Origin of the sequence: Acetobacter orientalis, assembly GCF_000963965.1 — a bacterium.
Classification (GTDB): domain Bacteria; phylum Pseudomonadota; class Alphaproteobacteria; order Acetobacterales; family Acetobacteraceae; genus Acetobacter; species Acetobacter orientalis.
In genome coordinates this window covers 49,408-68,460 of the sequence record NZ_BAMX01000001.1, presented here as the reverse complement: position 1 = coordinate 68,460, position 19,053 = coordinate 49,408, and the positions used below count along the sequence as shown (strand labels likewise).

The 19,053-nt window shown below is 54.1% G+C and carries 20 protein-coding genes; 6 read left to right on the top strand and 14 right to left on the bottom strand.

Annotated features, from left to right (window positions below; genetic code table 11):
* Positions 1 to 29: 29 nt before the first annotated feature.
* Positions 30 to 194: a hypothetical protein gene (locus Abor_RS00280; RefSeq protein WP_158319702.1), complete on the bottom strand. Its 165-nt coding sequence runs from the start codon at positions 192 to 194 to the stop codon at positions 30 to 32.
* A gap of 76 nt (positions 195 to 270) precedes the next feature.
* On the opposite strand from Abor_RS00280, the gene Abor_RS00275 reads away from it, so the two are divergent.
* A complete protein-coding gene (locus Abor_RS00275; RefSeq protein ID WP_048839828.1) occupies positions 271 to 1,392 on the top strand; it encodes a glycerophosphodiester phosphodiesterase family protein in 1,122 nt (373 codons plus the stop codon).
* A 16-nt stretch (positions 1,393 to 1,408) separates the two neighbouring features.
* Here Abor_RS00275 and cobU read toward each other — a convergent pair whose 3' ends face one another.
* A complete protein-coding gene (gene cobU / locus Abor_RS00270; RefSeq protein ID WP_048839827.1) occupies positions 1,409 to 1,975 on the bottom strand; it encodes a bifunctional adenosylcobinamide kinase/adenosylcobinamide-phosphate guanylyltransferase in 567 nt (188 codons plus the stop codon).
* A gap of 59 nt (positions 1,976 to 2,034) precedes the next feature.
* On the opposite strand from cobU, the gene cobT reads away from it, so the two are divergent.
* Together cobT and cobS are read left to right on the top strand one after the other, a co-directional pair.
* Positions 2,035 to 3,078, top strand: a complete 1,044-nt coding sequence (gene cobT, locus Abor_RS00265) for a nicotinate-nucleotide--dimethylbenzimidazole phosphoribosyltransferase (protein ID WP_048839826.1) — start codon at positions 2,035 to 2,037, stop codon at positions 3,076 to 3,078.
* A complete protein-coding gene (gene cobS, locus Abor_RS00260) occupies positions 3,075 to 3,893 on the top strand; it encodes an adenosylcobinamide-GDP ribazoletransferase (RefSeq protein WP_048839825.1) in 819 nt (272 codons plus the stop codon). The genes cobT and cobS overlap by 4 nt, the downstream gene beginning before the upstream one ends.
* A 317-nt stretch (positions 3,894 to 4,210) precedes the next feature.
* On the opposite strand, the gene Abor_RS00255 is transcribed toward cobS, so the two are convergent.
* The 6 genes from Abor_RS00255 to cbiB all read right to left on the bottom strand — a co-directional run bounded on the left by Abor_RS00255 (position 4,211) and on the right by cbiB (position 10,560).
* On the bottom strand, positions 4,211 to 5,506 hold the full coding sequence (locus Abor_RS00255) for an MFS transporter (RefSeq protein WP_048839824.1): 1,296 nt from the start codon (positions 5,504 to 5,506) through the stop codon (positions 4,211 to 4,213).
* A gap of 154 nt (positions 5,507 to 5,660) precedes the next feature.
* Positions 5,661 to 7,562, bottom strand: coding sequence for a hypothetical protein (locus tag Abor_RS00250; RefSeq protein ID WP_048839823.1), 1,902 nt, complete (start codon positions 7,560 to 7,562; stop codon positions 5,661 to 5,663).
* Between the two features lie 197 nt (positions 7,563 to 7,759).
* Entirely contained in the window at positions 7,760 to 8,359 is a 600-nt protein-coding gene (locus Abor_RS00245; protein WP_048839822.1) for a TetR/AcrR family transcriptional regulator, read from the bottom strand.
* Between the two features lie 3 nt (positions 8,360 to 8,362).
* Positions 8,363 to 8,824, bottom strand: coding sequence for a nuclear transport factor 2 family protein (locus tag Abor_RS00240; RefSeq protein WP_048839821.1), 462 nt, complete (start codon positions 8,822 to 8,824; stop codon positions 8,363 to 8,365).
* A 111-nt stretch (positions 8,825 to 8,935) separates the two neighbouring features.
* The gene (gene bluB, locus Abor_RS00235) at positions 8,936 to 9,574 is read right to left on the bottom strand and encodes a 5,6-dimethylbenzimidazole synthase (protein WP_048839820.1); all 639 of its coding nucleotides are present in this window, start codon (positions 9,572 to 9,574) and stop codon (positions 8,936 to 8,938) included.
* Positions 9,571 to 10,560 carry an adenosylcobinamide-phosphate synthase CbiB gene (gene cbiB, locus Abor_RS00230; RefSeq protein WP_048839819.1) on the bottom strand — a complete coding sequence of 330 codons (990 nt, stop codon included), beginning with the start codon at positions 10,558 to 10,560 and terminating at the stop codon, positions 9,571 to 9,573. Before cbiB ends, bluB begins: the two co-directional genes overlap by 4 nt.
* Between cbiB and cobD the strand changes: the two genes are divergently transcribed.
* Both cobD and Abor_RS00220 read left to right on the top strand, forming a co-directional pair.
* Complete coding sequence (cobD, locus tag Abor_RS00225) at positions 10,559 to 11,713, top strand: threonine-phosphate decarboxylase CobD (RefSeq protein WP_084594285.1); 1,155 nt, start codon at positions 10,559 to 10,561, stop codon at positions 11,711 to 11,713. The two genes, cbiB and cobD, sit on opposite strands and share 2 nt — an antisense overlap.
* Before the next feature lie 31 nt (positions 11,714 to 11,744).
* Entirely contained in the window at positions 11,745 to 12,323 is a 579-nt protein-coding gene (locus Abor_RS00220) for a histidine phosphatase family protein (RefSeq protein WP_048839818.1), read from the top strand.
* Positions 12,324 to 12,338: 15 nt separating this feature from the next.
* Here Abor_RS00220 and Abor_RS00215 read toward each other — a convergent pair whose 3' ends face one another.
* The 4 genes from Abor_RS00215 to Abor_RS00200 form a co-directional block, all read right to left on the bottom strand.
* On the bottom strand, positions 12,339 to 13,277 hold the full coding sequence (locus tag Abor_RS00215) for an HrgA protein (protein WP_048839817.1): 939 nt from the start codon (positions 13,275 to 13,277) through the stop codon (positions 12,339 to 12,341).
* 103 nt (positions 13,278 to 13,380) lie between these two features.
* Entirely contained in the window at positions 13,381 to 13,944 is a 564-nt protein-coding gene (locus tag Abor_RS00210) for an NADPH-dependent FMN reductase (protein ID WP_048839816.1), read from the bottom strand.
* A 170-nt stretch (positions 13,945 to 14,114) separates the two neighbouring features.
* Positions 14,115 to 14,840, bottom strand: a complete 726-nt coding sequence (locus tag Abor_RS00205) for a CbtA family protein (RefSeq protein ID WP_048839884.1) — start codon at positions 14,838 to 14,840, stop codon at positions 14,115 to 14,117.
* Positions 14,841 to 14,861: 21 nt separating this feature from the next.
* The gene (locus tag Abor_RS00200) at positions 14,862 to 15,089 is read right to left on the bottom strand and encodes a CbtB domain-containing protein (protein ID WP_048839815.1); all 228 of its coding nucleotides are present in this window, start codon (positions 15,087 to 15,089) and stop codon (positions 14,862 to 14,864) included.
* Between the two features lie 714 nt (positions 15,090 to 15,803).
* Between Abor_RS00200 and Abor_RS00195 the strand changes: the two genes are divergently transcribed.
* The gene (locus Abor_RS00195) at positions 15,804 to 16,643 is read left to right on the top strand and encodes an MOSC domain-containing protein (RefSeq protein ID WP_048839814.1); all 840 of its coding nucleotides are present in this window, start codon (positions 15,804 to 15,806) and stop codon (positions 16,641 to 16,643) included.
* Between the two features lie 135 nt (positions 16,644 to 16,778).
* Here the strand turns inward: Abor_RS00195 and Abor_RS00190 are convergent, their stop codons facing one another.
* Positions 16,779 to 18,368: a cobyric acid synthase gene (locus Abor_RS00190; protein WP_048839813.1), complete on the bottom strand. Its 1,590-nt coding sequence runs from the start codon at positions 18,366 to 18,368 to the stop codon at positions 16,779 to 16,781.
* A 14-nt stretch (positions 18,369 to 18,382) separates the two neighbouring features.
* On the bottom strand, positions 18,383 to 19,042 hold the full coding sequence (gene cobO / locus Abor_RS00185) for a cob(I)yrinic acid a,c-diamide adenosyltransferase (protein ID WP_084594284.1): 660 nt from the start codon (positions 19,040 to 19,042) through the stop codon (positions 18,383 to 18,385).
* Positions 19,043 to 19,053 lie beyond the last annotated feature (11 nt).

The following is a 19,053-nucleotide window of genomic DNA, read 5'->3' as shown; positions in this document are numbered from 1 at the left end:
CCTGCTTTTCCGTGCCCGAACACAGAGCATTATCGTTGCTCTTGCGCAAGGGGGCTTGGGGGGCATACCCGCCATATTAAACCTGCCCAAGGCAGTAGGGTTCCCCCTTTAGCGTAGCCCAACTGGCTACCCATACACTGTAGGGTAACAAGGTTACGCGCCAGCATGGCCATACCCCATTGCACCGGCTGCATATTGCCCTACACTCCGCCCCCTATAGTGGGTGCCTCAAACCCAATAGGGCACGCGGCACTGTGTCAGGAGCAAAAGATGGCTGGTTTTTCGCGCCGTACCGTTTTGAAAGCAACGCTGGCCACACCCTGTGCCGCTGGCCTGTTTACCCATAAAATAGCCCATGCGGCCCCGTCTCTCAGTGCGCGGCCTTTGGTATTTGCCCACCGTGGGTGCTCGGCCCAACGGCCAGAGCACACGTTAGCCTCTTACGCCAAAGCCATTGCAGATGGCGCAGATTTTGTAGAACCAGACCTTGTACCCACAAAAGACGGTGTGCTGGTTTGCCGCCACGAAAGCAACATTGCCGCCACCACAGACGTGGCCAGCCACCCAGAATTTGCCAACCGCCGCCGCACCCTAACCATAGACGGCAAACAAGAAACCGGCTGGTTTACAACAGACTTTACCCTAGCCGAGCTTAAAACCCTGCGTGCGTGCGAGCGTTTGCCCAAACTCCGTGCCCACAATACCCGTTATAATGGGCATTTTGACGTACCAACCTTTGAAGAAATGATTGATTTTGTAGCCGCTGAAGCCGCAGCCTGTGGCCGCTCGATTGGGCTTATTCCCGAGATCAAAAACTCTACTCATTTTCATGCGCTCGGCTTTAACCCAGAAGCCACGTTTTTACAGATCATTGCGGCCCACACCTACACCCGCAGCGCCCCGCTAGAGGTGCAGTCTTTTGAGACAACCAACCTGCACACCCTCAATGCAGCGGTTAAAGCCATTAACCCGCAAGCCACCGTTATGCTGCTTATGGGGGGCCGTACAGAAACCCCACCAGACCTACTCGCCAAAGGGGAAAAAACCACGTTTGGAGACCTCATGACCCCTGAAGGGTTAAAGGCTGTGCGGCGCTACGCAGATGTTATTGGCCCGTCTCTTACAGACCTTATCCCGCGTGATGCCCAAGGCGCATGGTTAGCCCCCACCACATTGGTGGACGACGCACATGCCGCAGGCCTGCTTGTGCATGCCTATACGTGCCGCCCAGAAAACGCCTTTTTACCAAAGCAGCTCCGTAATACGGAGGGCGACAGCGCACGCAATGTCAAAGGGTCTTTGGCAGAAATACGCCGCTACCTAGACATGGGGCTAGATGGTTTTTTTACAGACGACCCCGCCATTGGCCGCAAAGCGGTTGACCGTATTTAAGCCCCTGCACGCCCCCTTAAAGCCTCCTTTCACCTTTTAACACCAGCGGCAAACCGGCGGCTATAAACACCACGCGCCCTACCTCTGCGGCCAGTTTTTGGTGCATTAGCCCGGCCTCGTCTCTAAAGCGGCGGGCCAGTGCGTTTTCTGGCACAATGCCAAGCCCTACCTCGTTACCAACCAAGAAAGTGGGGGCTTGGCGGCTGGCCAAAGCGTGTATGAGCTGCTGCGTTGCGGCGGCAATGTCATACTCTTCTAACAACAGGTTGGTCAGCCACAGGGTCAGGCAATCAAGCAGCAACGGCGTAGTGCTATGCAGGCGCAGGGCCTCTGGCACGGCAAAAGGTTCTTCTACTGTCAGCCAGCCTTTGGCACGGCTGCGTTGGTGGTGGGCTATACGCTCTTGCATTTCTGTATCAAACGCGCGGCCTGTGGCCACATACACCCACGGGGTGGGGTGGGCTGTTACGCGGCTTTCTGCAAAGCGGCTTTTACCAGAGCGCGCGCCCCCCAAAACCAAGGTTGTGCTGTGTAGGCCTTGCCTGTTTTTTGCCTGCTCTGCGCCAAGGCTATGCGTGCTCATACCGCCATACTTTCTTTTGCCAATTGCATGGGCGCGCATAACAGCACAAAATTACCCCCATGCCACCACTTACCCCGCAGCCCACCCCCGCCCTGTTTACCAGCCTTGCCAGCCTGCAAGCCGCTTGCCAAAACCTGCCCGGCCCCAACACCGCCGCCCAACAGGCCATTGCCGTGCGAGAGGCCACCTTAACCAAACCCGCAGGGAGTTTGGGGCAGCTAGAACAACTTACTACGTGGCTTGGTGGCTGGCAGGGCCGCGCCACACCGGTACTAGAGCAGGTGCTGTGCCTTGTTTTTGCAGGCAACCACGGGGTGGTAGCGCAAGGGGTTTCGCCTTGGCCGCCCGAGGTTACGGCCCAAATGGTGCATAATTTTCAAAGTGGCGGGGCCGCTATTAACCAGCTTGCGCGCATAGCCGGGGCCAATTTGCAGGTGGTACCCGTTGCTGGCCTGCGCCCCACGGCAGACCTTACAACCGCCCCCGCCTTGTCTGAAGCCGACTTTCTGGCCGCCGTGCAAACCGGCTACCATGCCGTGCCAGAACAGTGCGACCTGCTCTGCCTAGGGGAAATGGGTATAGGCAACACCACCGCAGCAGCAGCCCTAGCCGCAGGGCTATTTGGTGGTGCAGGCACATTATGGGCCGGGCGCGGCACCGGGCTAGATGATGCAGGCGTACAGCACAAAGCCCACGTAATTGATACCGCCCTGCGTACCCACGCTGGCGCCTTAACCAACCCGCTTGAAACCGCCCGCACACTCGGCGGGTTTGAACTTGCCGCCATGCTAGGCGCCACCCTTGCCGCACGGCACAAACATATACCCGTGCTGCTAGATGGCTATGTGTGCACGGCCGCCGTAGCGCCCTTGGCTAAACTGCACCCACACGGCTTGGCCCACACATGGCTGGCCCATTGCTCGGCTGAAACTGGGCACGCCAGACTGGCCAAGCACCTTGGGCTAAGCCCTTTGCTTTCGCTGGGTTTGCGCTTAGGTGAGGCCTCTGGTGCCACCTTGGCTGTGCCTTTACTACGGGCCGCGCTAGCCTGCCACACTGGTATGGCCACCTTTGCCCAAGCCGCAGTAACCGAGCGCGTATGACAGGTTTTTTCAACACCGTGCGGCAAGACCTAGCAAGCGGGTTGGGCCTGCTTACCCGCCTACCGGTTATGGGGTTGCTTAGCCCCGCACAGCGTAACAGCATGGTTGCGTGGCCCTTGGCGCGCTCGCTGTGGTGCTGGCCCCTTGTGGGGGCAGGTATTGGGGCCATAACCGGGGGGCTGGGCTATGTGTTACAAAGCGGGCTGCACCTTGCTGCCCTGCCCGCCGTTACCCTTGCTCTCGCCGCACAAACCGCTCTAACCGGCGGCTTTCATGAAGATGGCTTGGCCGATATGGCAGACAGCTACGGAGCAAATACCCGCGCCCGCAAGCTGGAAATTATGCGCGATAGCCGCGTTGGCTCCTACGGCGTTATTGCCCTGTGCCTTAGCTTTCTTGTCCGGGCCGGGGCCTTGGCCGCCCTACCCGCTGCAACCCTTATACCTGCCTTAGCCCTAGCCGGGCTGTTAGCACGCGCGGCTCTTTTATGGGTGCCAACCTGCCTCCCCCCCGCCCGGCCAGATGGACTGGCCCGTAGCCTCTCCCCCTTGCCCAAAACAGCTTTTGGCATAGCGCAAGGCATAACTGTAGTGGCGTACGCGCTATGGGCTTGGTGGTGGGCTGGGGCTGGGGCTGTTGCACACACTGCTCTGGCACTTATGCTGCCACCCGCCGGGGCTGCTCTTGCCGTACTCTGCCTGAGCCATGCCGCCAAAAAACATTTAGGTGGCTACACGGGCGATGTATTGGGTGCCACAGCCACCCTAGCAGACTGCTTAACACTGGCTGCCCTCACAGCAAGCGTACACCCCTGAGCATTTTTTCAACGTCAGTTAGCGCCCAAGCAAGGTTGCTTTTGGGGCATAAAAATTTGTTTTTAAATGTTAAAGTAGCCTCTTCATAAATGGTTATTCCAAAAATCATCTAGTTCTTTTAGGGGCATTTTACGGCCTGAATGGGTCACTTTATATCCTAATTTTACGGCACCGGGGCCGCCAAAGCTGCCTTTTCAGCCCACAAAAACACCCTCTCAAACCTCAATGCTGCATTCTTGAAACACCAACCTACAAAAAAGGCTGCCGGGTGGGGTGCCCGGCAGCCTTTTGGGCTTGCTGTGTGTGTGCCGCAGCGTTTAGCCGTGTTTTTGCACTTTCCAGCCTGTTTCACGCAGGCGGAAGGCCAGCACAATAGCCACCACAATACCAATAACCAGCGGCATAAATGCACGGTGGAACAGCGCCATGCTGTCTGTTGCGCCACCCGCCATAAGGGCAGAAACCAGCGGTGACAGCACCCCTGTTGTGCCAAAAACCAGAAAGTTCATAACGCCAGCAGCCGTGCCTTTTACTTCTGGTGGGTTCACTTCTTTCATGGTGGAAAACGGGATCATGGCAGCGCCGGAGGCAATGCCCATAACCAGCGCAACAGAGTAGCGCGGCATAACGCCAACCGGCACATAAAGTGCACAGAGCGAGGCCGCCAACAACACAACCGCACCGCCAATAAGCACAGGTTTACGCAGGCCAATTTTATCAGAAATCCACCCCAGAAGCGGGCAGCCAATAACCCAGCCAATGGGCACCATAGAAACGTCTGATGCTGCAAAAGCCATGCTTACATGCTCACCTTTATTGAGCATAGACGCCCCCCAACCCAGTGCGCCAATGGTGGTGGGTACAAAGAGCAGGCCACCAATAATGCCTGCGTACCAGCTTTGTGGGTTACCAAAAATAGTACGGAAAGGCTTGAGCAGGTTCGCAAAAGAGAAGTGGCCGTGGTGGTCTGTGCTGTCACCGCTATCGCGCGGCATAACAAACCATGTTGCAATGGCAAGGCACACGCCAATAACGCCAAAACCCAACCACACCGTTTGCCACGGAATATGGAAAGAGCCGTTGGGGTCAATAAGAATACGGGTAGGTTTGGAGCCAAACGCGGCCCCCGCCATACCAAGGCACTGCGTTAGCCCCACAAAGAGCGCCAGCGTGCGGGCTGGTAGGTAGCGCGCCGCCACGTAAGAGGAGCCCACAAAGGCGCAAATAGCACCAAGGCCTTGAATAACGTAGCCACCAAGCCCCGCAGCCACACTGCCTTGTGCAAAAATAAGGCAGCCAATGCTGGTAATGCCAATACCAACCGGCATGGTTGCGTGTGCGCCGTAGCGGTCAAGCAGCACACCAACGGCCAGTGCGGCTAGTGCATACACAATGTAGTAAGAGGCAATCATGAGGCCAAGGTGGCTGTTGCCCCAAGCTTGTGTCAGCTCGTCTTGCATAATGCCGGGGGCTGAACGAATGGCATATTGGTAGAAATAGAACAGAGCACACAAAAACCAGGCCAGAACATAAAGGGGCTGGATTTTTTGCGGTTGAGCAGCCGGGGTGGCTGTTGCCGCCGGTCTGTTAGGAGAGCTTTGTGAAGCGGACATGAAAAATTTCCGGTTTTTTGAAAAGGAATACTTGAAAGAAGGCCCTAGCGCGTAAAGCCACATTGGCCTGCGCGGCTAGGGAGTGGGTCAGGAAAAGCCCTGATACAGGCAATGGGAGTTTTTATGCACCATATGCGGGCTCCTTCAGGTTACATTACTGAAACGGAAAATACCGGAAGGTTACGTAAACCGTGTTGCCAAAGGTAGTGGGGCTTACGCTGTTGCCAAAGCCGTCGTTCCCTTTAAAGGCAAACTTCCGAATATAGGTGTATTGCAGGCCAGCCATCATGCTGCCGTAGTGGCCTTCCATAAAGTGCCACCAGCCGCCTGCGGTTAAAGAGGCCAGCGTATGGGTTTGGGCGTTACAGCTACCAAACTCAATAGAGCAACCGCTCAGGTTTAGGTCGCTTACGCCATAGCCGTATTGATGGCCGTCATTGCCCATGTAGCTTTTACGGCCTGCGGTTTCTACGCCGCCATAGGTGTAAAGCAGCACAGACTTGCTAGGGTGCCCAATGAGACCCAAAGAGCCAATAATTTCTGGCACCGGCGTAAGCTGCCCGCGTGAATTAAGCGTGGTGTCTGGCAACAAAGACGGCCCATAACGGCCCACCCCTTCACCTGCCAGAATATTACCCGCCAGTTGCAGCTTTTTGGTGCCCAAGGGCGTGGTAAGGCCAGCCCCAACGCCACCACCAAAATGGGTGTGTTTGCGGGTCGTGCTTTCACCCGGCATAACGCTAAGCGAGCGGAACCAGCGGCCAAGGCCAAAGACCTCGTAATGACCAAAGCTGGTATCTGCTGCGGCTTTTAGCACAATGTCTGGTGCGGGGTTGTCTGTGTAATGTGTGCCGCTATTAAGCAGCACACCGCCAGAGTTTTGGTAATACGCACATGATGTGCCGCTTTGCCCGTAACCAGCTGGCACGCTTGACCCAGAGAAACTGCTACCGTTAGGCGAGCAGGATTTTGAGAACGTGCTTGCATCCACCGTGCCCTGCGGGTCTTCAATAGACAGGCCGAGCCAGTATTTTTCGTGCCAGTCTTTGCCAATACGAATTTGGGGCACGCGGGTAAAGGCAATACCGGGTATCTGGTTATTATCTGTAACCGCAGGCAACTGCTCTTGGCGGGGGAGCAAGCCTTTGGAGTAGTTGGTAACCAAGCTCCATGCTTGGCCCATAAGCAGATGAAAGCCCCAGTCTTTTTGCGTAAAGGTAAAATAACCCTGCCGCATACGGGGGGTGTAGCCGCTAATTTGTACGCTGTTACTAGTACCTGCCGCACCGCCAAAGTCTGTTTCAATATAGGCTTGCAGGCGTATGTCTTTGCGGGGGTTGGCCTCCATCAGCACAGACATACGAGAAAGCTGGGCCGAAATACGCTCTTCACTTAGGCCGTGGTTGGGGTTGTTGGCGTAAGGAAAGTTGCCCCATGCCGTGGCGGGGCCTGCGGTCATGTTGGAATCGCGCGCAATGTTGGAGAGTTCAACAAACCCGCCAAGCTTAACCGAAATACCCCCAATGGTAAAAACTGGTGGCAAATGGTCAACCGATGTTTGGGTAATGGAAGACGGGCTGGAAGACGCCAGATCCATGGCTGAACGGGGGTGCCCTACGACCTCTTGCGATGCAGGTAGCCATTCAAACCCAAAGGGGTTGGTGCCGCTACCGTGTGAGCGCAGGGGCAAGCCACCTGCCTGCGCCACAGATGCGGGCGGCGTATCGGGGGAGAAACGAATGGCCGGGTCTACCGGGCCAGAGCCAAGGGCGGCGGTAGCTGTTTTACCCCCCGCCAAGCCCGTATTATGGCGGCCTTTACCAGCAAGAGCAGTTTGCGTTTTTTTTAAGCCCTGCCGTTTGGCTTGGCGCTGCTCAATGGCCTCAACCTGTGCGGCAAGCAGGCGCATTTGGGCCTTAATGGCGGCGAGTTCTTGCGCATCATCTGCTAAAGCAAGAGCGGGTTTGTTGAAGAGACAGAAAAGCAGGGTTCCCACCAAAAGTTTTGTGTCTAGCTTGGTTTTGGAAACCGAATTTTCTGAAGCAGCAGTGTTCACACTCACCCCTTACTTTGGCCTAATATACTTTCAAATATTATGAAAACTTTGACACCAAGAGCGTTTTTCAGCGCGGTGCGCAATGATTCACGTCAAGCTCATCGAAACTGTCACAGTAGTGTGGGTTTCAGATCACGCTTTTGTCATACTGGATTTTGCGCAAATTGTTATAACAAAGTGTTATTTTAAATTTAAATTTAACTATTTTGCAGGTTATTATGCCCATGTGGTGTAGGGCTTACAGTTAAGCACTGGGCTTTGGCTTGGGTAAGGGCCGCTTCAAAATACTGGGGGCTGTTAAGGGCACGGGCCAGCACTATGCCCCCTTGTATGGCAGCAAGGCTTTGGCAGGCCAAGAGTTGGGCCTGTGCTGGCTTATGGCCAAGGGTGCACAAAGCGGCCTCTAGCGTATGCAGCCACCGCGTGAAATAAGCGGCTATGCTTTGGGCAAAGCGGTCTCGGGTTGTATTTAAGCCAAATACCCCCACAAGGCACACACGCTGCCCGGTATGGAAATAGGCCGCAGTTGCGGCAAACATACCCGCAATAGCGTGTGCGCTATTTTGTGTGGTGCCAAGCGGGGTAAAAATATGGCTCTCAAACCAGTGGGCAATCTCTGCCAGTACGGCTTGGGCCATTTCCTCTTTCCCACCAGGAAAAAAGTGGTACAGGCTGCCTTTGCCTAGCCCGGTTGCAGCACTTATGCGGGCAAGGGTTGCCCCTTCAAAACCATACTCACGAAAAACTTCGGCTAAAGGGGCTATCAGGTCTGATTTTTCGGCAATAAGGCGGGCCATTTTTTAAAGGGCTAACTCTGTGAGTGTGGGGTGGCCCTCAGGCCTACGGGGGCCGTGCCAATGGAGCTTACGGGTGGCCTCGGTAATGCTTAGGTCGTTAATAGAGGCCAAGCGCCAGCGCATAAGGCCGTTTTCTTCAAATTCCCAGTTTTCGTTACCGTAAGAGCGAAACCACTGGCCTTGGGTATTATGCCACTCATAGGCAAAGCGCACGGCAATGCGGTTACCTTGAAAACACCATAGCTCTTTAACCAGCTTATAGCTCTGCTCTGTTGCCCATTTGCGCGCCAGAAAAGCCTCTATTTGGGCACGGCCTTGCAAAAATTCGTCTCGGTTACGCCACACAGAATCTGGGGTGTAAGCCAAGGCAACCTGCTGGGGGTTTTGGCTGTTCCATGCGTCTTCTGCCGCGCGTACTTTTTGGGTGGCAGTTGCGTGGGTAAAGGGCGGTAGTGGCGGGCGCATAGGCACGACTCCTGTACCAAATGGTATTAAGTGTACCTATTGGTACAGAATGAGCGTGCAAAGGCAAGCGCGTAAAACAACGCAGGCTTATTTTGCGTTAAAAAGTGCGTTTTAGCGGTTTATCCAGCGGCGGCGGGCCGGGTTGCGGTATTCCCACCCTTTGCGCTCAAGCTCTGGCGTGCTGGCCTGCTCTTGCGGGTAACCCACGCATAAATAGGCTAAAAACTGCCAGTTAGGGTTTACGCTTAGAGCTAATGCGGCCTTTGCCGGGTTAAGAATAGACACCCACCCCACGCCAATACCCTGTGCCGCAGCCGCCAGCCAAAAAGTATGGATAGCCATAACAGCAGACCAAACCGTGGTTTGCGGCATAGTACCCCGCCCAAGGCCACGGCCCTGTGTGGGGTCTGTTTCGCAAAAAACGGCTATTTGGTGGGGGGCATCATCTAGCCCGGCCAGTTTGAGTGTGGCGTAACGTTGGGCGTCATCACCATTATGGCCGGTTAAGGCTTGGGCATTGGCTTGAGCAAAATTGGCCCGAATAACAGCCCGGCGCTCTGGGGCATCTACCCGCACAAAGCGCCATGGCTCGCTTAGCCCAACAGAAGGGGCAAGGCAGGCCGTGTGCAACAGCCCATCCAGCACGGATTCTGCCACAGGGTCTGTGCGGAAATGCCGCACATCTCTGCGCCAGATAAAAAGTTGCTCAAGTTCCTGACGGAAGGCGGCTGAAAAATGCGGTGCGCTCATAACCCAATTATGAAGGGGGCCGCCGCACACAGCAAGAGGCCAATAAGAAAGCCGCAAGCCCGCCGGTAAAGCGCCAACCCGCGCTCTAGGTCTGTTAGGGTGGCGTTGGCGGTGCCGTGGCCCATCCAGCTATCTTCTACTTTAACACCGCCATAAATGCGCGGGCCAGCAAGGCGTAGGCCAAGTGCGCCAGCCATGGCGGCTTCTGGCCAGCCAGCATTGGGTGAGCGGTGCTTGGGTGCATCGCGCCAGACCGCGCGCCATGCGTGTTTGCGGTTGGCGCGCGGGGCTGCCAGCACAAGGCATAATGCCGCAAGGCGAGATGCGGGTAGGTTTATCACATCGTCCAGCTTGGCGGCGGCCATGCCAAAGGCGGCGTGCTTGGGGGTTAGGTGGCCTATCATGCTGTCTGCTGTGTTAACGGCTTTATAAAAAACCGCACCGGGCAGGCCAAAAAGTGCTGCCCAAAATAAAGGGGCCACCACCCCGTCTGAAAAATTTTCGGCCAGACTTTCAAGGGCTGCACGCACAATACCCGCTTCTGTTAAGGCAGAGGTATCGCGCCCTACAATTTGGCTTACGGCCTGCCTACCCCCTGCCAAGCCGCCCCGGCGTAGCCCTTGGCCCACAGCCGCCACATGCACCCAAAGCGACCTTTGCGCCACCAGCGCTGTAGTAGCCACCGCTTGCACCACTAGCATGGCCCATGCTGGCAGCACAGCATAGCCCGCCTGCAATACAAGACCTGTAACCCAAAGGGGTATAAGCACTATAAGGGCAAGACCCAGCACGCCCAGCCAGCGGCGTTTTGTTTGCGAAAAATGCGAAAGGTTGAGTGCCGTGTCCAGCCTGCTTATGAGAGCACCAACCCACATAACCGGGTGCCCAATTTTGCGTACCAAAATTTGCGGGTAGCCCCATTGGGCTTCAAGCACGGCAGCAAGAGCGGCAACAGGCAGGCAGATGGAAAGAGGGAAGAACAACATGCAGGCGGTTAGCTCACAACTTGGGCCAAACAGGCAGCAGCCCGAGCACCCCCGCCACACAGGGCTAGAGCAGGCTACAAACGAACCCCCTTTTACCATGCCCCCCCATGCAGCGGCCATAGGTGTTGAACCAGCAGCATTAGGGGGGCTACCCGCGCATGGGGGGCAAGTGCAGACGGTTATGCGTCATTTTCCGCAGGCCCCACAACCGTATTACGATCTTTCAACAGGTATTAGCCCGTTTGCCTACCCCTGCACGCTGCCGCCAGCGCAGGCCTTACACCATTTACCCGAACAGCATGAAGAAGACCGCCTGCTTACTGTAGCCGCACAGGCTTACGGCGTAGCAGACCCCGCCTTGGTTGTAGCAGGTGCTGGCAGCCAAAGCCTTATTGCTATTTTGCCTTTTATTATACCCGCACAGCGTGTGTGCATTTTAGGGCCAACCTATAGCGGGCATGAGCAGGCATGGCGGTTACGCGGCATACCGGTAGAGTGCGTAACACAGCCACAGGCCTTGGTGCAGGCGGCACACCAGCCCGGTACGGTTTGTATAGTATGTAACCCCAATAACCCTAACGGCCACATAGTGCCCGCGCAATGGCTTTTGAGCGTTGCAACCACCTGCGCAAACAACGGCGGTTTTTTAATAGTTGATGAAGCCTTTGCCGACTTTGAAAACCAAAGTGTTGCAGGCAGTTTGCCCCACCCGGCTTTGGGTGTGTTGCGCTCTTTTGGCAAAACTTACGGCCTACCGGGTATAAGGCTGGGGTTTTTACTGGCCGCTCCGCTCTTGGCGGCGCAATTACGGGCTACATTAGGGAGTTGGCCTGTTGGCACGCTGGCATTGCATGTGGGCGCACAAGCCTTGGCAGATAGCGCATGGCGCAGCCACGCAGCCCAACAGGCACAGCAAGCCCATACCAGATTGGTAAATAGCTTGCATGCGGCAGGCTTAAAAACCCAAGGCCAATGCAGCCTCTTTACGTTAGTAAGGCATGCAAAGGCTACAAAATTATGGCAACATTTATGCCAAAATGGTCTGGTAACACGTGTATTTTCCCATAGCCCAGACGCCCTGCGTATTGGTTTGCCTGCAAGTGCAGAGGCTTGGGTAAGGCTTGAAACATCTTTAGCTACGTTTGATGTATAAACCCTTTTTTAAAGAAAGCAGAATTTAAAAAATGAATTCTATAAAGCCTACACCCCCAATAAGGTTAGTGTGTTTTGCGGCCCCTTTACCGCCAGAGGTAAAACAGGGGTATTTTCCTGCGGCGGAAGCTCGGGTTAGTGTAAAAAATATTGAGGAAATTCTTGACTACACAAACAATTTTTATTCTGCCGAGCAGATAATACTAGCGCCCGATGTGCATATTGACCCGCCCCCACTCTCTGCCGCCTTGGCCCCGTTGATAGAACCAGCTTTGCACGACCGCTGCCACGGTTTATGGCATGGGCAAAATTTACGCAGCGTGCCGCAAGAGGCGTTAGCCCGCTACGTGCGTGAAGAAGACTTTGCCCCACCCGAGGGCGAAACCGGCCACCAGTTTCAAGCACGGATTAGCACCTGGTTGTTGCAGGCAACACTGCATGGCTGCACCTTGGTTGTAGCACGCCCCCCCGTGGTAAGAGCGCTTGCCGTGCATGCCTTGGGTGGGCAAAGCACCTTAACCCACCACCTTGATAGTGAGCCAGAAACCGCCACCATACTGACCCACCACGCAGGCCACTGGCGCGTTAGGCAATATGGCGCACGGGTGTAAGAGGGTGTTAGGAGCCTAACAAGTCCATTCATCTGCTTTTATGGAGCCAGTACGATGAAACTCCCAAACACGTTGAATAACAGATGAAAAATCTGTGTTTTCGCTGGCAAGGCGGTCACAGTTTGTCCAATCTATTTCTAGCCGCTCCCGAGCTGGAATTAAAATTTCGCTTTCGCTGGGGTCATTTTTATCAATACGAATAAGACCCACACCGTGCAAAGCGTTTAAAATACGGAGTTCTTTTAAGGTTTCGGGTCCTTCAATTTCATTGGCGGCTAGATAGGCAAAATGAGCCCAAGAAGAGTTTGAAACTGTTTGAAAATAGGCTTCTCTTACGTTCGAGCGGTTCAATAGTATTTTAACTTCAAAAGACCAAAGCCTGAACCTTCGCGCACGTACTTCCGTCACACAATTTTTAATAATTGAAGAAGCCCAATGACGTGTTAGGTCTTCAAAGGCCACAAGGTCTGGATAGAGCCAGTGATTGCCATGAGGGCCTCTTTTGTTGCTCGAGCGTTTTTCATCAATTCTTTGCGTATAGAGCTCAGAATCAATAGAAAGAAATTGGCCAAGCCTTGGGTAAAGATGAGCTTCTAACAACTGTAAAAACGGCTCAGCAGGCAAAGAATTTTTGTCTCGTTGAAGGCTCTCTGTTTTTTCTACTTGTTGTTGCTCTGATTGGTCTGTCCAATAGTAAAGGCGAGGGCGGTCTTCGGTCGTTCTGATTTGATTATATGCTTTGAATAGCTGAGGACGATGAGCACCTATTTCTGCTACAAGTTGCTGAATAAGTGCAGCTTCGGTTGTAATATTTTTACTACGCTCTTGCTTAGCTGCGCACTCTTTAGGATAGTTTGTATAAATCCATAAAGCGATGTCTCGGGCGGTCAATTTTTTACCAAAATGTTCTTTCAAGCATCGCGCAGTGACTTTGTTGAGGTGAAATTTCGACATGAACACTTCCCAATAACAGAGCGCTTAAAATACAGATCCTTTTTTAGCTAAAATTCTGAACCAAGGCAAACAGACTAGGGTCGTGCTTCTACACTGCTGTGCGTTATTTAAAACTATAAGCTAACTCAGCCAAGGCGGTTATCTGGCGGGTTAGAAAGGCTTTGGTGTTTTCATCTGTTAGGGTGGTTTCAGTAAATTTTGTGATGGCTTGGCCAATCATGGCTTCAGGCTTATTGAGCACAAAAGCATCTAAAAAAATGAGGGATTGCCTGAGGTGATACTGCGCCCGTGCACCACCAATAGCGCCGGGTGAGACCGTTTGAATGGCAAGAGGCTTTTTGGCAAAAGGCTGCGGCGTTACGCGAGAGAGCCAGTCTATGGCGTTTTTAAGCACGCCGGGTACGGAATAGTTATATTCAGGCGTTACAATAATAACGCCATCAGCGGCACGAATAGCCTCTGCCATTGCCAGCACAGCAGGTGGCATGGCTTGGTCTTCTAGGTCTTGGTTGTAGTGCGGTAAGTCTCCAACGCTGCCTAAAGATGTAATGGTAATACCGGGCGGAGCAAGACTAGGGAGGGTACGGGCAACAATACCGTTAAGGGAATGTGCACGTAAGCTGCCCAAAAGAGTAACAAAATGCAGTGGTGTTTTGTCCTGTACCATAACGGTTAACCTTTATCTGCTCAGCGGTTAGAGACCCGTAGTGTCGGCGTTATATGGCGTATAAAAGGGGCTGGGCTAGTAACGCGTTAAGGGCATAAACAGTTGCTGCGCCAGCAAGTGCCTCTGCCCATTTTTGCATATTGTGTAAATTTGCGCCTTTGGCGTGCGTGTTAGTGTGCTTTGGGCGTTAAAAGGCGCTGGGCAAGTGCACCAAACAGCAGGCCCATGCTGCTCCAGAGCACAAGCTGCATACCAATAGAGGCCTCCCTAAAGCGCCACAACACAACAGCGGGAAAGCCTGCGGGCACTTCGTTTACATCGGGCATGGCTGTTTGTATGGCAGCTATAAGGGCAATAAACAGCCCAACACCCCATAGGCTGCCTGCCCAAGCCCCTTTGCTCTGGCTTATTTTTTGCCCAATAAGGGTAGCAATGGCACCCACACTGACCGAAAGCCCTATCATGGCAAAATAGGTTATGGTGCGAAAGGCAAGCGTTGCAGGCACGCCTACAGCCGGTGGGTTGGGGGGGTATTTAAGGTCTGGCACCAGCACAAACGCCACAAACCCAGCCCCGGCCAGCAGCAGTGCAAGCGCACGCGGAGACCACGCATTAAGCCGCCCATATGCGTAGGCAAATACGAGCGAGAAAATACCGCCAAACGCTGTGCCATACAGCACAACAGCCGTAAGCAAACCATAGCTTGCCTGCGTGGCGCGGCTTACGGGCTCGGCTTCCAGCATGTGTGTGTGGGCGGCCTCTGCGGCATGGCGCGTGGCCTCAAACGCAATGGCAAGGTCTACTTGTGGCTCGCCAAATATACGAGCAAACACAAAGGCCAATGCCGCAGCGATACAGCCCGTAACCATGCCGCGGGCCAGCAGACGTCCTGCTATCATGTAAAAAGAATACCTGCCTTAGTGGCAGGGAAAGCCCAGCAAGTGGCGGCCATCATGCACAAATTCGTGCACGTCCTGCCCGGAAATGAGCGAAAGTGCGCCTTGTTCAGCGCCAACAAAATACAGCATAATAACACTTAACAGCAGCCCAAATACTGCCCATGGCAGCAAAGCCTTAGCCGGAATGGCAATGGGGGCTGCAACGGCAACGGAGGACGTGCTGTGGCGTTGGGCTGAGTAAGACATACGTAGTGGCTCCGCTGGTAGAAAAAGCGCGTTCTGCGGTTAAAGTGTAGCGTTGCGGGAGGTCTGACTTCCTACACCCGCTTGGTAGTAGCAGGCGTGGGTTACAGCGGCGCGACCGTGCCGGACTCTGCACCGGCTTCTCCTAACAACACCTACAACCTGAACGGTGGGGGGAGTTCTGTCAATTCTTGGCAGGTGTGTGGCGGTTATACTTTGGACATTGCGCGAGGTGCTGTGTTATGGCGGCTGTGGTTGATGGCCTACCTACATGCCCATTCATTCAGCCACCTCATTTACAACACGTAGCTTATCTAGCGGCTATTTCGAAACGGCAAAATTGAGCAATGGTAGGACATTTTTGTGGGCGGAGCAGGCTATTTTCTGCTACCGCACTTTAAAACCAGAGCAGAAAGCAATAGCGTTTAGGCCGCAATAAAGGCCCCCAGACCAAGCCAAACAGGTTTTGAAACAGCACTCAGCCCCGAAGAGCGGCAATATAGTGGCACCTCCACATCGTATACATGTGCTAATAAATATGCGTTTCCAACAAACTTACCCCCCTTTAAGCTGTCGCTTAGTGAACCGCTTGAATTGCGCTACCAATGCGGTATCACCAAAGCAGGCGGTAAGAGCCGCGCTAAGCTTTTTGGCATATGAGCAAGCCATTCTTTATGGGGCGCAGTTCGTTTCAGGGCATTTTCAGGGGGTAGGTTTATGGCACAGACCAACACAACGGCTTTTGTAAGCAGCCTGCATGTCTACCCTGTTAAAGCCCTGCATGGCCTAGACTACCAAAGCCTGACCCTACACACATGGGGTGCCGAGCATGATAGGCGCTGGCTGGTGACCGAACCTGATGGCACATTTTTAACCCAACGCGCCCTGCCCGCCATGGCCTGCCTACACGCAACCCCTGTGCCACAAGGCTTACGGCTTGAGCGCACCGGCACCCAAGCCTGCACAGTGCCATACCCTGCCCCCAACACCCCAACCCACGCTGTGCGAGTTTGGAAAGACACCATACAAGCCCAAGATGCCGGAGAAGATGCCGCCCAGTGGCTGAGCACCCAACTCGGCAGGCCGTGCCACCTTGTTTATATGGCCAGCCCGGAGCATGCCCGCCTACGCGCTATTGCCCAAACCCCCGTGCCCGTCTCTTTTGCTGATGGATACCCCTTGTTACTGGCCACAACGGCATCTTTGGCAGACCTTAACCAACGCCTTGAACACCCCGTACCCATGGCGCGTTTTAGGCCCAATATTGTCATTGCTAACAACCAACCATGGGCAGAAGATACATGGCGCGTTCTTAAAATTGGCACGGCCCTTTTGCGTATTGTGGCGCCGTGCTCACGCTGCACCGTAACAACGACAGACCAAGAAACAGGGCTTATCCCTAACCGTAAAGAACCCTTGGCCACCTTGGCGCAATTTCACCGCACGCCAAAAGGCATTATGTTTGCCCAAAACACACTGGTGGAGCAAACTGGCACCATTCAAATAGGTGATGAAGTTGAAATTCTGGAAACTGGTCCTTCAAACCTAAGAATTTGAGAAGCACATGAGAGTTTTAAAACCAAGGCGTAGGCTGGTTTTAAAATAAACACACAAGGCTATTTTTTGCCCCATAGCGTGCTGTTGGGGCTAAAAAACCCTATACAGCAGGTTCTTATCCTCTCTTTTTTGGCCTTATTCTTTTTCTAAAAATTGCGGAGCCTGTGCCAACGCTAAAAGTGCATCTAGGTCTATAAAACGTTCAAGATGGTCTGCCAAAGCGTTGAGTGCATTTTCTACTACGTCATTATGGTGGGTTGGCAGGTTAGCCGTGCGGCCTGCTTCGTACCAGCTTCCACCGGGGGCAAAAGCCTGCCCTCCGGCGAGGGCTAATAATGCCATACGGGCTGCACGGCTTCCAAAAATACCGTGTAGGTAACTACCATAAACCTGCCCATTGGTAGAAACTGCGCCTTCAGGCTGGCCTGCTAGCTCTAACAAAGGGTGCTCACACCCAGCCCCTGTTGTGCGGCCTATATGCATTTCGTACCCCATAACTTGGGGCTGAGGCTGAGGCTGTTTTACAAAACCTTCTTTTTCAACAAGGTATTTTTCTGCACTCAAAATTGTTTCTATCTCGAGTAGGCCCAACCCCTGCGTGGTGCAGGCTGGACCTTCTGTGCCGTAGGGGTCTGCTATGCTTTGGCCCAACATTTGGTAGCCACCACAAATGCCCATAACATGGCCACCCCGTGCCACATGAGCGCGTAGGTCAGACTCCCACCCATTTTCTCGTAATGTTTTAAGGTCTGCTATGGTGTTTTTAGACCCCGGAAGCAAGACAAGGTCACACTCTGGCAGGCGTTGGCCGCACAACACGGGTAAAAGCACCACGCCCGGCTCTACACGCAGGGGGTCTAGGTCATCAAAATTGGCAATAAGAGGTAAGAGCGGCACCGCAATACGCAAAGGTTGTGGGCTTGGCCGCTTTACTTGTGTAGCGCGCAAAGGGCCAGACTGTGTGGCGGGCGGCGCAGGGTAAGGAGCGGTTAAGGGGGCTTGGCATAAGTTTGCTAAAAGGTCTGCCGCGTCTTCTGCGGGTAAAGTGCGTACAGCGGGTAGGTCTGGCACTAAACCCAAAGGCTGCCAGCCCGTACGGTTGGCAATAAATGCCATACCCTCATCAAAAAGCGATCTATCACCGCGCATTTTATTAACTATAAAGCCGCGTATTAATGCGGAATCTGTTTCGGTAATAACCACTTTTGTGCCAACAAGGCTGGCAATAACGCCACCACGGTCTATATCACCCACCATAATAACCGGGGCCTGCACGGCTTGGGCAAAACCCATATTGGCAATATCATACGCGCGTAAGTTCACCTCAGACGCAGAGCCAGCACCTTCTACCAACACAAGGTCTGCTTTTTGCGTAAGATTATAAAAACTCTCTAGCACCGCAGGCATAAGGGCTTTTTTGCGGGTTTGGTAACTCCGTGCAGCCACGGTTTCAAGCTTGTGGCCCTGCACCACAAGCTGCGCCCCTGTTTCTCCTTGGGGTTTGAGCAAAACCGGGTTCATATCAACATGGGGTGGCACCCCGCAGGCCCTTGCTTGCAGGGCTTGTGCGCGGCCAATTTCACCACCGTTTGCAGTAACAGCGGCATTATTAGACATGTTTTGCGGTTTAAAGGGTAAAACCTTTAAACCCCTGCGGGTAAACGCCCGCGCAAGCCCTGCTACTAAGGTAGACTTACCAACACTAGACCCCGTGCCCTGAAACATGAGCACACGAGCGCTCAAAACTCCACGCCCTGCTGCGCTTTTACCCCCGCACGGAAATGGTGCTTAACCTGCCCCATTTCTGTTACAAGGTCGGCTTGCTCTAGCAGTTCTGGCTTGGCGTTACGGCCTGTTACAATAACATGTTGGCCAGGTGTGCGGCCTGCAATATCTGCCAGCACCTGCGCTATGGGCAAATAGTCGTAGCGCAAGGCTACGTTGAGTTCATCTAACACCACAAGAACCACATCTGGCCGCTGCATGGCAGCTTTAGCAACGGCCCATGCACGGGTGCAGGCTGCAATGTCGCGCGCTTTGTCTTGTGTTTCCCACGTAAAACCTTCGCCTAGGGCGTGCCATTCTACAAGGTCAGAAAAGCGTTCCAGAGCGCGGTGTTCGCCCGTGTCCCACGCACCTTTAATAAACTGCACCACCACCACTTTGCGGCCATAGCCCACCGTGCGTAACACCATACCAAATGCGGCGGTAGACTTTCCTTTACCGGGGCCGGTATTGACCAAAAGCAGCCCTTTTTCGAGCGTTTTAGACGCTACCTCCTGATCTTGCACCGCTTTACGCTTTTGCATTTTTTCACGGTGGCGGGTGGCATCGTCCTGCTCTGCGGCAGGCGGGGCAGCGGGCGTGGCGTGTGCTGGGTGGTCTTTAGGCTGTGTCATACTTTAACTCT